This is a genomic window from Pseudomonas sp. P1_A1, from assembly GCF_056406935.1.
The window spans coordinates 1-12,904 of the sequence record NZ_JBFTZE010000006.1 but is presented as its reverse complement, the minus strand read 5'-3'; the positions used below and the strand labels follow the sequence as shown (position 1 = coordinate 12,904).

The 12,904-nt window shown below is 61.1% G+C and carries 9 protein-coding genes and 1 pseudogene; 1 reads left to right on the top strand and 9 read right to left on the bottom strand.

Going from position 1 to position 12,904, the window contains the following annotated elements:
- The first annotated feature begins 69 nt into the window (after positions 1–69).
- The gene (locus tag AC1D2Q_RS10585; protein ID WP_477813326.1) at positions 70–5,124 is read left to right on the top strand and encodes a trifunctional serine/threonine-protein kinase/ATP-binding protein/sensor histidine kinase; all 5,055 of its coding nucleotides are present in this window, start codon (positions 70–72) and stop codon (positions 5,122–5,124) included.
- A gap of 57 nt (positions 5,125–5,181) precedes the next feature.
- On the opposite strand, the gene AC1D2Q_RS10580 is transcribed toward AC1D2Q_RS10585, so the two are convergent.
- From AC1D2Q_RS10580 to AC1D2Q_RS10540, 9 genes and pseudogenes are all read right to left on the bottom strand, one after another.
- Positions 5,182–5,682: a helix-turn-helix transcriptional regulator gene (locus AC1D2Q_RS10580; RefSeq protein ID WP_477813164.1), complete on the bottom strand. Its 501-nt coding sequence runs from the start codon at positions 5,680–5,682 to the stop codon at positions 5,182–5,184.
- A 161-nt stretch (positions 5,683–5,843) separates the two neighbouring features.
- Positions 5,844–6,095, bottom strand: a pseudogene (locus tag AC1D2Q_RS10575) (LysE family translocator); the annotation flags it as partial.
- A 61-nt stretch (positions 6,096–6,156) separates the two neighbouring features.
- Positions 6,157–7,422 (bottom strand): TIGR02270 family protein, encoded by a 1,266-nt coding sequence (locus tag AC1D2Q_RS10570; protein WP_477813163.1) that lies wholly within the window; start codon positions 7,420–7,422, stop codon positions 6,157–6,159.
- Between the two features lie 19 nt (positions 7,423–7,441).
- Entirely contained in the window at positions 7,442–8,320 is an 879-nt protein-coding gene (locus AC1D2Q_RS10565; protein ID WP_477813162.1) for a hypothetical protein, read from the bottom strand.
- Between the two features lie 21 nt (positions 8,321–8,341).
- Complete coding sequence (locus tag AC1D2Q_RS10560) at positions 8,342–9,427, bottom strand: PAAR-like domain-containing protein (protein ID WP_477813161.1); 1,086 nt, start codon at positions 9,425–9,427, stop codon at positions 8,342–8,344.
- Entirely contained in the window at positions 9,427–10,467 is a 1,041-nt protein-coding gene (locus AC1D2Q_RS10555; protein ID WP_477813325.1) for a hypothetical protein, read from the bottom strand. The genes AC1D2Q_RS10560 and AC1D2Q_RS10555 overlap by 1 nt, the downstream gene beginning before the upstream one ends.
- Positions 10,464–11,576: a DUF2169 family type VI secretion system accessory protein gene (locus AC1D2Q_RS10550; RefSeq protein ID WP_477813160.1), complete on the bottom strand. Its 1,113-nt coding sequence runs from the start codon at positions 11,574–11,576 to the stop codon at positions 10,464–10,466. The genes AC1D2Q_RS10555 and AC1D2Q_RS10550 overlap by 4 nt, the downstream gene beginning before the upstream one ends.
- A 15-nt stretch (positions 11,577–11,591) precedes the next feature.
- Complete coding sequence (locus AC1D2Q_RS10545) at positions 11,592–12,038, bottom strand: DUF6484 domain-containing protein (protein WP_477813159.1); 447 nt, start codon at positions 12,036–12,038, stop codon at positions 11,592–11,594.
- Between the two features lie 11 nt (positions 12,039–12,049).
- The coding region (locus tag AC1D2Q_RS10540) for a bacteriophage T4 gp5 trimerisation domain-containing protein (RefSeq protein ID WP_477813158.1) at positions 12,050–12,904 on the bottom strand (855 nt) is incomplete at its 5' end.

Sequence of the window (12,904 nt, the reverse complement as noted above, 5' to 3'; positions counted from 1 at the left end):
TCATCATCCGGTTCCCGCAGTCTTGAGGTCGTCCACGATGAAGCCTGGCTGGAGCGCTGCACCTTCTCCATGCTGCGCCGGGAAAATGACCTGACCTGGTTCACGCTTCAGGACCGGCCGTCGGGCACACACTGGCTTGCCGCCCGGGCACCGATTCAGCTGCCCGCCACGTGCCAGCGGCTGGAGCGCGATTTTCATCTGCGCCTGGATCCGGCATGGGCGATTGCACCTGTCGCGTTTATCCGCTCGGCCGAGGGGCCCTTGTTGATCTATCCCGCGTCGGGGACGCCGCTGATGGATCTGATCGGTGACGCCGGGCTGCCGCTGGGGCGCTTGTTGGGCATCGCCGTGGCGGCGGCCAACGCGCTGGCCAGCGCGCAGAACGCGGGTGTGCGCCATGCCAGCCTGCTGCCCCATCACCTGATGGTGGATACCGTCGATTCGGTGAGACTCCTGGGTTTTCACAGTCATGTCGCAGAGGTGCCCACCGCTGAATTGCCCGGTCTGGAACAATGGCCGTACCTGGCGCCCGAACAGGTACGGCGCGATGCGGCCAGTTTTGACGCGCGCAGCGATATCTACGCCCTGACCGTAATCCTCTATCAAGCGCTGACCGGCCGACTGCCGCTCACCGCCCGCGACCCCTCGCAATGGCTGCACGTGCACGCCGCCGTGCAACCGCAATCACCGGCAATCCATGTTGCCGATCTGCCGGAAGGCATCTGCCAAGTGTTGCTCAAAGGCTTGGCGAAGGAACCGGGTGCCCGCTATCAGCGCGCAGAGTCGATGGCCGCGGATCTGGCCTGGTGCCAACAGCAGTGGCTGGAGCACGAGCGCATCGATGGGTTTCGGCTGGGCGCCTTCGATGCGTTGCCTTCTGCGGCCCGCGGTGATGTTCTGTTCGGCCGCGAGGCCGAACGCATGCAGTTGATCGAGCAGATAAGTCAGGTGCGCAGCGATGGCATCGCCCGGGTCCTGCTGGTCGGTGGCGCGCCGGGTGCCGGCAAGTCGACGCTGATCCACCAGGGTGTCCGGCCCTTGACGCCCGGCTACTGGGCCAGCGGCAAGAGCAATCTGCTGCAGCAGGAAATTCCCTACGCGCCATTGGCAGAGATCTTCAAGTCGCTGATGACCCAACTGCTGGGCAAGCCGGCTCTGGAACTGGAGACGCTGGGCGAGCAACTGATCGAACGCCTCAAGGGGCGGGGCAAACTCCTGGCGGAGCTGGCGCCCGAGGCCGAGCTGGTCATCGGTGTCGCGCCTGAGCTGCCGAACATGCCGGCCCGGCATGCGCTTGATCGCGCCAATCAAACGCTACTCGATGTTTTGGAAGTCTTCGCTCAGCCGGGACGACCTCTGGTGCTATTCGTCGATGATGTGCAGTGGGCCGACGATTCGACGCTGTCGTTCTTGCAAGCCTTCATTGCCCGGCCGCCCCGGCATCTGGCGCTCATTCTGGCGTACCGTGAGGCCGAATCGCAGTCCCTCCAGCGTGAGGGTGGATTGCTGCAGGTGTTGGAGCATGGGCAATCGTTACCCTGTACAAGCGTCATGCTGGGTCCACTATCGGTGCCAGCAGTCGCGGAACTGATCGCCGCTGAACTGGACACCGACCCCGAGGCTATCGAGTCACTCGCGCCAGTCGTGCACTACAAGACGGCCGGCAACCCTCTTTTCATCAGCCAGGTGTTGCGCGCGTTGATCGATGAACGTCTGGTGTGCTTCGACGTGCACGGTCGCCGCTGGGTCTGGAACCAGGAGGAGGTGGATGGTTACCGTTACGCCGATAACGTCGCGGACTTGATGGTGCAGCGATTCGAACGGCTGGCACCGATGGAACGCGAAGTGTTGCGCACGGCCGGATATGTCGGCGGGCGCTGTGATGAATCGCTGCTGCACCGGTTGTTACCGTGTGATCAGCAACAGATCAACCGTGAAGTGCAAAGTCTGGTCGATGCCGGTTTTCTGTTGCGTGAGCGCGAGCAACTGGTGTTTCCCCACGACCGTGTACTTGAGGCAGCCTGTCAGCTTGCTGCGCCAGCGGGACGCGCCGCCGAGCATGCCCGTATCGCCGTCGCCATGCTTGATCAGTGGGGTGAGCAGATCCATGAGCGTGTATTTGAAGTCGCCAGCCAGGTTCAGCGTATTGACGTGGATAAACTGGAGGCGCATCGCCGTGCCGCGTTCGTCGAGCTGTTGGTCGAAGCTGCCGAACGTGCAAGGGACACCGCGGCTGTCGAGCAGGCCGTGGGCTATCTGCGCACGGCCGAGCGTCTGCTCGGGCAGACCGGTTGGTCGAGCCTTTACACTCAGGCGTTCGCCACCCAATGGCTGGCTGCCGAATGTGACATGCTGCTGGCCGATCTGGCCAGCGCCCAACACCGCCTCGACGACTGCCTGAATCACGCCACCACAGCGCTCGACCGCGCGAAAACCTATCGGTTACGGGCCACCTTGCGCACGTTGCACTCCGATTACGAGGGGGCCATAACCGAGGCGTTGACCGGGTTGGCCCTGCTGGATATTCCCCTGCAGCGCAAGCCCTCGCACGATCAGCTGAGCCTCGTGTTTGCCCAGGTACGCGCACTCGTGGGCGCGCGCCGCATCGCCGATCTGGTGCATTTGCCCAAGGCCGATGACCCGCTTGTCGAAGTGGCCATGGAGTTGCTCAGCACGTTGATTTCCTCGTTCTTCGTCAACGACGACATTCGTTTTCTGCATTTGGCGAAAATGGTCGAACTTACGTTGATGCATGGCACCACGCCGAGCAGCGGTTACGGGTTTGCCTGGTTTGGCGTGATGATTGCCGAGCGCTATGGCGAGTATGTGGACGGGCAGTCCTTCGCCGAAGTGGCCCTTGAACTCACTGACAAACACGGCTACGAAGCCGGACGCACAGGTACGCTGGTGGCGCTTGATCAAGTCAGCCCGTGGACCCGACCGATGGCGTACGCCCGACAGAAGGCGTTCGCAGCATTCGAGTGCGGTCAGGCCGGCGGTGACCTGGGTATGTCCTGTTATGCCTGCAACCACATCGGCTCCGATCTGTTGTTCATGGGCGAACCCTTACAACGAGTGTTGAGCGAACTGGAGCATGGCCTGGCCTGGGTGCGTCAGTTTCACTATATCGACATCGAACGCATCCTGCTGGCGCAACAGGCGTACGCCAGCGATCTGCGCGATGGGCGTCAGCACCGGCCGCTGACCGAACTGGACGGCACTGAACATGACCGTTTCGGCCCCATCGACCGCACCAGCGTGTCACAGCCGACTCTGTTCTGGACGTGGCTGTATTCAGGCATGTCCGCGTTTTACTACGGCGATATCCCTTACGCATTGCGGCGCTTCGAAGAGGCGGCCGCACTGGCCTGGTCCATTCCGGCGCACATCAATCTCGCCGATTACTACCTGTTCTACAGCCTGGCGCTGGGCAGTGCGCAGGCACCGGGGGAGGTGGCCGAAAAACTGGAACAACTCGAACGGCAACGTCTGCGGTTTCTGTCATGGGTCGAGCTCAACCCGGCAACCTTCCGCAACAAATTGCTGCTGATCGAAGGGGTCATCGCCCGTTTGCGCGGTCAGGAACTGGTTGCCATCCGCTGTTTTGATCAGTCCCAGATCGCTGCGGCAGCTGCCGGTTTCATCCACGAGCAGGCGCTGGCCCATGAGCAGCTGGCGGAGATCTGCTTACCTAACGGGCTGGTGTCGGGTGCCAATCACCACCTGCGCGTCGCGCGCGACTGTTACAACCTCTGGGGGGCCAACAGCAAGGCCCGCCAGCTGGAAACCYTGCACCCGTTTCTGAGCGCAGAGTCGTCGTTCGAACCTGTCCGGCCTGTGACCCAGGTCCGCCTTGATCTTGAAGTGGGAATCGAGGCGGCGCGCGCACTTTCGCAAGAGGTATTGCTGGAACGACTGGTCGAAACCCTGATGAACCACCTGATGATTCAGGCGGGTGCCGATCATGGCGTTCTGATGATTGTCAGCGGCGCCGAGCTGCAACTCGCGGCAACCGCTTCTGTCGAGGCCGGCAACGTGCGGGTTGCGCTGGACACCGGGCAGCCGCTCGAACAGATGGCGCCTGCCTCGGTGCTCAACGCCAGCAAGCGCACCCGCAACACTCTGGTGCTCGACGATGCCCGGACAGATTGTCCCGAGGCCTACAGCGCCGACCTCCTACAGCGCCAGACGCGTTCCATGTTGTGCCTGCCGTTGCTCAGACAAGGCACGTTGATCGGTCTGGTCTATCTCGAAAACAGCCTGGTCCCCAAGCTGTTCAGCGCCGAGCGCCTGACCATGCTGGAAATACTCGCCTCCCAGGCCGCCGTGTCACTGCATACCGCCAGGCTGTATGCGCAGCTGGTCGAAGACACCCGACTGCGTGCGCAAATGGAAGCGGACTTGCGCAGTTCCCGGGCAGAACTGGCGCGTAGCTCGCACCTTAAAGTCATGGGCGAGTTGTCTGCTTCGATTGCCCATGAAATCAGCCAGCCGCTGCTGGGCATCTTGTCTAACGCCTCGGCGAGCCTGCGCTGGCTTAAGCGCGATCAGCCCGATCTGGAAGAGGCGATTCAGGGGCTGGAAGACATTCGCTCAGACAGCGCCCGCGCCGCCGATATCGTCCAGGCACTTCGCGCGCTCGCCAAACAGGCGCCGTTGCAACGGCGACCGGTGCAGATCGACGAGTTGATCGGTGAGGTCGTGCGCCTGACCGCCACCGATCTGGCGAACCGCAACGTGCAACTGCAAACCCGGCTTGATGCGCAATGCCCGGTTTGGGTCGATGCGGTGCAGATCCAGCAAGTGGTGTTCAACCTGATCACCAATGCGCAGGAAGCCATCGCCGGAGCCGGGTTGCCAGATGGACGCATCATCATCGGCTCAGCGCTCAAGGACGATCATGTTCAAGTCTGCTTCCAGGACAATGGGCCGGGAATTGACGCACCACAGCGCGAGCAAATCTTCGATGCGTTCTACACCACCAAAGGCAGCGGCATGGGGATGGGGCTGGCCATCTGCAGGTCAGTGATCGGTGCGCACGGCGGGACGCTGGTGGTCCAGGACAGCGAGCAGGGCGCCAGGATCTGTTTCAATCTGCCGATCGCGGCGGCCAGCGTCGGATAAAAAAAGGCCGCATGAGCGGCCAAAGGGGAGGAGTTCGTTCTGTTGGCCTCGATCAGTTCACGCGTGCAGCGCCTGCGCGCGAAGTTGTCGCAAGCCGTCGACCACGCTATCGGGGATTCTCCTGTCGGATAGGTCTCGATCAATCATCGGCGTGTTGGGACGTCGATTTGTGATCACATGCTCAACGGCCCGCCGCCAGGCCTTGGGTGTCATCCCTTCCAGCCGGCTAAAGGTGTGGGTGAAATGCGAGTGGTCCGCGAAACCGCATTCATAGACGACGTCGGTGATCGGCATCGAGGTGATCAGCAGGCTTTTGGCTTTTTCGATTTTCATCCTCATCAGCCAACCTTGGGGTGAGTGGCCGGTACTCTTTTTGAACGCCCGGGAAAAATGACTGCGCGACAGGTTGCAGTGTTCGGCAATCTCGCTGATGCGAACGCAACTGCCCATATCACGCAGCATCAGTTCCTTGGCGCGGCGCTCTTGCCAGCTGGACAGGGCGCCCAGCGGTCTCGCAAGTTCACATGGATGGTCTGAATTCACCGATTGCGGGTTCATGGCGGCTCTCCTGATCGTTAGGGAAAGTCTGTCCGCCGGCGACCTTTAAAGTCCTTAATCAAACCTTAAAAATTATGAAACGCCGCAACCGATCGGCGTGGGTGATTAAAGCCATACGAGGCGGGCGCGCGTAGGGTGCTCAGCGGGGCGAGTCCCTTGCTCTATCTTTGGCTGAGCGCCGCGATCGATACCCCCGATGCCACAAACGTCAGTCCTGCCCCCACGTTCAGACCATTCACAAGTCGTGGCCGCTGGCGTAGAAAACCGGAAAGTGTAGTGGCGAAAGCGCCCATGAGCGCGAATCCAGCGGCCGTAAGTACAGCAAACCACACGCCGTACACCTGCATCTGGATACTCACTGAGCCGCGGTGCGGGTCGACAAACTGCGGAATGAATGCCAGCACGAAAAGGCCCAACCATTTAAGTATTTCCAAGCTGCCTGGCTTAGGGGCTGCATTCTATTTTGGCAAAACCTCAGAGGTGCCGAACGGGCGGCGCTGGCTCCCCCAACAACATCTTTTGCCGCCAGGCGGGTGCGCTGGTGGGGAACAGCACTTCGTTCGGTCGCCAGCGAGCAACGCCGAAGGCGGCTGCAATACGCTGGCGTTGCTGACCCTGGACAAGGACGCGCCGGTAACTGCTCTCGCTCTGCTGTAGCCCCAGCACATAGCCCACGCCCGCCTGGAAATCGCCTCCATGGACCTGCCACCAGGCGGCGATCAACTGCGGGTCGGGCCAGGGCAGGTTTTCATCGGGGTCCATGGCGACATCAGCGTCCTCAGGGTCGTCGTTCGGGCCGGCATCGAAATCCGGCAGGTCCTGCAATTCCAGGTCGAGCAGCGCCAGGTCAGCGCCAGTGATCAGACTGAAGGCTTCGCCGGCGACGCGGGCATGAGGCAGGTCGCTCATCTGCTGGATCAACCAGGGCACACTGAACGGGTCGCCCAGCAGCCCGATGGCCTGGATGCCGATGCGCTGTTGCTCAGGGTTCTCTATCAATTGGCGTATCCAGGCGATGCTGTTTTCACGCTTTTGCCAGGCCAGCAATACGCAGAGCGCGCGGTACTGGAACTCGCCCGGTTGCTCGGCGAACTGGCGCAGCGGTTCCAGAGCGTGCTCATCGCCCATCTGTGCGGTGGCCCAATTGGCCCAGAAGCGCGTGGCTGGATCCGGGTGTAGACGGTGGGCACGAATTGTCGGCATCAGGTCACGACGACGCAGCTCGCCGGCAGTGCGGGCGGCACGTGCCAGCACGCTTGGGTCGGCGTGGGAAAGCCCGGTAAGCAGGGCAGGGCCAGGGTCGTAGCGGTGCATGCCGCAGGCGGCCAGGCCGAGGCGGTGGAACAGGGGTTCAGGGGAGGCGAGCATGCGGTCGATCCAGGGCGATATCCACTCCCAGTCGAGCCAACCCAAGGCCATCAGGTAGCCACGCTCCGTTTCCTCGGCACTGCGCAAATGCTGGCTGAGCCGTGACAACACCTGCGCGTTACCCGCCTCGAAGGCCAGTACCGCACTGGCGAACATCTCGCCGATGGCGTGTGGGCTGAGTCGGGTCAGGAGGGTTTCCAGGCCGGTGGTGCCGGCGATTCGAAGGCCGTCGAGGTGGGCGTCGATGCGCTTGTCGAGTGTGTCTATATGCTCCAGATCGTAATGTGGTGCACGCATGGCATAGTCGCGCAGGGCGGCGAGAAAACTGGCCTCTTCGGTGTGTTGGTCCAGAATCGGTGACAAACTTTCCATGTACTTCTCTACGTTCGTCTTAAGGACTGGGTATGCGTGTCCAATTCGTTCCGTCAAAAGCTGCAAGGTGTCGTTCACCGGATGACCATAGACACTGCTCATTAGCGTCTAAGTATCTGAAGGTCTGATCGCCGGAAAGTCCTGTCTCGACCCTCTCCAGCTTGTCACCTTGTAGCGTGTAGAGTGCTGTGGTGGTTGAAAGCCAGAGTTGATCATTGAACCAGGCCATGTCCCAGAATGTGTCTTCGGTGAGCTCATGCTCAATGAGCTCCCAGCGGTCGAGACGACCTCGTATGACGATGCCCAACTGGCCTGAGATGTAAACCACTCCATCGGGTGCGCAGAGAACGTTTTCCAGAATGATGTTGGTCGGACTTTCGCTTTGCTGCCAGACGCCATGCCGGCGGTACCAGATCTCACCCCGATTGCCGGTGGCATAGATTTCATCTTCACCAAAGCCGTCGATGGATTCGAAGCCGCTGAGGTTATCAGCGGTAGGATCTTCGACCATGCCTTGATCGCAGCGCTGCCAGACTCTGTCCTTTCGAATATAGACTTGGCGGCCGAAGCCTGTGGCATAGACACTCCCACCGATAGGGCGTATGTCGCGCAGCAGGCCGTGCTTACTGGGTTTTTCTTCGACTATATCCTCGTAGGCTTGCCCGTCGGGCGCAGCGCGATGCACGCTACCATTGGCGCATAGCGTCAGAATTTCGGGAGGAGCGCCGCGAACTGCGCATATACCGGCGCAAATCGCTTGAACGTAATAGTTGTCCCATTCTCCGGTCCAGCGAAAAACTCGAGTACCGGGCTCGCGTTTGGAGTAGGCGAGCACGTAAACGCGGTTCTTATCGAAAACAGCTACTCGGCTCAGCGTCCAATCCAATGTTTGAGTCATGTCGTTTCTGCTCCAATTGATCTACCAAGCACTGATAGTGACCTCTGGGATCATTTCGTGAGCCAGCGCTTTCTGATTATCTTGAAGGTTGGGTGTGTGGGTCCGCACTGGGGTTTTGTCACTGACACCTAACGTATTCTTGTGATAGGCGTCTAACTGCGCTTCCAGACATTTCTTTGAGCAGTTCGACTTTGGAAAGGTCTGCTGAAGCGCCCGCACGCCCGCTGAACGGGACTGGCCGTAGTTCCAGGCGTAATCCTTTTTACTGGGCGACGCTCTCTCTATGGCTGCCTGTTCCAGTTTGCCCTGGGCTGCATGCATGAAGCCATGATCCCCTTCATAGCGTCCGTTTCCGCCTTGAGGGCATTGCACGCAAATGCACGGTGCATCTTTTTCGTCGTAATTGGGGAATTGAGGAAGAGGCGTTTGGCGATCAGTTCCCGGCACTGTAAAACTATGGGCTTCAACGAGGTGGTGGCCGGTTTCGCCAGGACAACAGGCCACTTGACTGTTCTGCGCCTTGGAATCCGCCTGCTTCTTAGACACCAGCAAACACTTTTTTGCGGACGTACAGCCCTTGTCGTCACACTGTGCGGCTTTGGTATTCAGTCCATTACAAGCCTTGTTTTTCCTGGCAATTTCTTTCTTGCAACGCTCAATGGGCGCCGTCGCTGTCGCGTCGGTATAAGCCCAAGGAGGCGTATTTCCGGGTTTGGACGCGTGGTTATGAGTCATCATGTCTAAATGCCTGACCACATTTTCCCCTTCGAACTTCACATCCATCGACCACGCAATGAAGTACACCTTCCCCTTGATCTTGCTCGTAATCACTCCTTTCTTCGGCGCGTTTCCGGCTTCATCTCCCGTACTAGTCTTGAAATGACTCTTGTCCTTGAGCATCACCTCTTTGCCGGTGATCCTGACAGTTCGTGTACCCCTGGTCGTGTCCTTGGCCATGCCGGTATTGGGGTAGGGGATCGGCACCCCCAGCGGGGTGGGCGGCGCCTGAGGCGGGGTGAAGCAGACATCCGGAAAGCAGGCGATCGACTTGCCAGCCGCCGCCTTGCAAGAAACTTCCATATTGTTGGCGTAGACCTCATTCGCCATCACGCAGCCCTCACAGTCTGATAACTGAGCATCGCGGCGGCGCGTTCGCCGGCGTCGTTGCCCAAGTGGCAGAAGATATTCGGGCCTTCGCCATAGCCCTTGCGGCTGGCGGCCAGGGCCACGACGAGCATCGCCGGGCCGATGGCGGCGCCGACTTCGCCGATGCAGTCGGCGGGGTGCCAGAGGTGGAAGAACTCCTTGCGCACGCGCAGGGTGCGGCTCAGGGCCAGGGACGCTTCTTTGAAGTAGTACTGCTCGCCGGAGATGTCGGTGAGCCGATAATCCATTTGCTCCAACCCACAGCCGACTTCGCTCAGGGCGGCGCGTACGGCTTGAGTCAGGCCGTCGGCGCGCAGGGGAATGTCTTCGGCCTCCACCGTGGCCTTCTCCATACCGAACCCCAGGCCGATGCAGGCCAATTGCGGCTCTTTGCTGGCAACGGGGGCGGCCAGCACCACGGCGGCGGCGCCTTCGCCGGGGATAAAACCGTTGGAGTTCTGGCTGGTGAGCAGGCGTTCGCGTGCTTCGAAAGCGGCCAACGTCGGTCCGCTGAGGAAGGAGTCGACGCCGGCAATCAGCACATGGCGATGGCCGCCCTGGTAGATCAGCGTGCGTGCATTCAGCAGGGCCACGGCAGCGCTGACCCGACCACGGGCAATGACGTTGGAACCGGGATGAAAGCGCAGGCCCAGTTCGGCTTCAATGGCGTGCAGCAGCCCCTTATCGAGACCATCGAGGCGGCCGGGGCGCTCGACTTCCGCCACCCCCAGCAGCAGCGGGGTCTTTTCCGGGTCGACGTTGGGGGTGCTTTGCAGCGCCTCGGCGATGGCCCGGGCGGCCATCTTGATCAGCTTGGTGCGGCCGCGCCAGGGCTGTTCCAAAGGCACGCTGGCGGCAATCAGCCATTCGCCGCCTTGGTCGATAAAGCGGGTTTCCTGGAAATTGTCGATGGCGCAGCGGATCGCCGCGCAGCTCGCAGGTGCGCTGAGGCCGACAGCACTGACCATGCCGGAGCCGATGATGCAAAGCGCGGTCATCAGTCCGTCTCCTCGGGTGCGTGCTTGTCTTTTACCAGGGAGGAGAGCGATGGGTAGTAATCCTTGCCCAGTTCACGGGCGCGCCACCAGCCCGTGGACATCGTGCCGACCAGCACCTGAGCGATCTCGAACAGGTTGCGCCGTAGCGGACGGGCGACACGCCAGGTCAGCTGCACCTGGAGCGCGTCGGTGTCGATCAACAGGGTATCGATCACCGCCTGCACAGTCTCATGACCGCCTTTTTTCAGGAAGAAAGTCACCGGCACGTCGATTTCGGGGATGCGAAAGCCCGCGCGCTCCTGGGGCGTGAGGTTGAGCAGCAGCACGTCCTCGCCGCCTCGTAGATACTGGATCTGCTGATCGTCAGGGGCCGCCTGAAAGTAGCGGCGGTCGAAATCACCCGGCAGAAACGGAAAGCAGTCGGCCAACCAGGTTTCGTCATAAGTACCGGCGAAGCGGGCGCGTTGCGGCCAGCTACGGCCGATGGGGCCGAGGGCCATCGGGCGGTAGTCGCCAGAGGGACTGTCGATCGCCTTGCCCAATTCCTCGGTGTTCGGCATCGGCATGCCACCGATATCAGCACTACCCATATGGCGTGGGAACCAGCCACAACCGGTCGGATTGTCCAGGTAGCAGTGACGCATTTCGGAGTCTTTGGCCATCGGATGACTGCCGCCAAAGGCCTGGGCATAAGAGATGTCCTGCTCGGTGAAGGGCTGCGGCAAGCCGGGAGAAACGCCCAATAGCCCCGGTTGCCACTGCCGGGGGCCGAGGACGGAAAAGGCTTTGCTCATCTGACCGACGCGAATGCCCGCAGCCAGTTGCCTCACGGGCCGCCCGCCTGGGGCATAGGCCTTGCCGCGCACCAGCACATCGCAGAATGGCTTGATCGGGGCGAAGTCCATTTCCTGCAGCGGGGCGCTGAGACCAGGCTCGCCGAGGAAGGTATCGGCCATCAGCAGCGGTTGCTGAGTGTCGGCGAGGGTCGCCGCGCGGCCGTCCAGCGGCAGATTGAACGTGCCTTTGGCCACCACCACCAGGGGTTCGCGGCCATCGGGCTCCATGCCCTGGGTATAGGCAGCAAGCAGTTTGCTGGCGTTGAGCAGTTCCATGGGCCGAATACCTGTCTAGTTGATCTGCACCGAACCACCCTTGATGCGGTTGACCCCGCTGGAGCGGCTGGACAGGTAGGCACCCTGGATAATCACTTTGCCCGCGCGGGTCAGGGTGATACTGGCCTTGCCGCAACGCAGCACGATCTCGCGTTCGGCACTCAATTCCAGGCGCTGGTCGTCCAGTTGCACGCAGGCAACCGGTGCGGGTGCCGCGGCCTGGCCAAGCAGGCGGCCGATCACTAGCGGGCGGAAAGGGTCGCCATCTTCGAACATCAGCGCCACCTGGGTGCCGATGTCCTCAGGGGCGAGCAGGGTGGTGCTGCGGGCGGCGATGCTCTGTTCCTCGGGGCAACCGGGGTAGGTCACCAGGGGCGCATTGGCCTGCGGCAGGTCGAGCAGGACGCCGATGACCACGCCATCGATGCGGGCCTGGGTGGGTAGTGGGTATTGAACCGTCATACGCGTGACTCCTAGTTTTGCAGGATCTTGCGTCCCTTGATCACCACGTTCTTGTTGGCCTTGATGTTGATCGCGCCAGAGCCGTCTATGGTGATGTCCTTGCCGCGGATGCTGATGGTGCCGTCCTTCTTCATGACGATGCTGGCTTTGCCGGTGGTGATGGTCACCGAGTCACCGGCATCGATGACAAGGTCCTTGCCCACCGTCAGCGCATCGTTGTTGTCGATATCGGTCGTGCGTCCTGCACCGACCTTGCGCGATTCGTTTGCCTTTACCGTGGTTGAAAGATTGGCACCCACGTCCACCGAGCGGTTGGCGCCCACATTGGTCGACTGGTAGAGGCCCACATTGACGTTTTGGTAGGCCCCGACATTCACCGTTTGAAAGGCACCGATGACAACTTCCTGCGCTGCGCCGATGGCGATCGTCTCGTTGATACCTACCGCATGGGTGCGCTGAAGGGTCACGGTCGCGGTTTCGTTGGCGCCGACGCTGATCGTGCGGTTGCTGCCAATGGTGATGGTCTCGTTGCTGCCGACGCGTTCCGTACGGTTGACGCCGATGCTGATGTCCTCGTTGTTATCGACGGTTTCGGTGCGGTCATGTTTGACGTGCACGGTTTCGTCGTTGTCGATGGTCTTGTTGCGGTCGTGGCCGACCCAGTGGGTCTCGTCGTTCTCGACCTCGATGTCCTGGTTCTTCTCGGCGTGGATAAACAGTTGCTCCGCGCCTTTCTTGTCTTCCATGCGGATTTCATTGAAGTTGGCCGGTGAGCCGCCCTTGCTTGAACGGCTCTTCACGCCGCTCTGGGTGGCATTGGCCGGCAGCGTGTAGGGCACCGTCTGCTCGGCGTTGTAGCGTTGTAG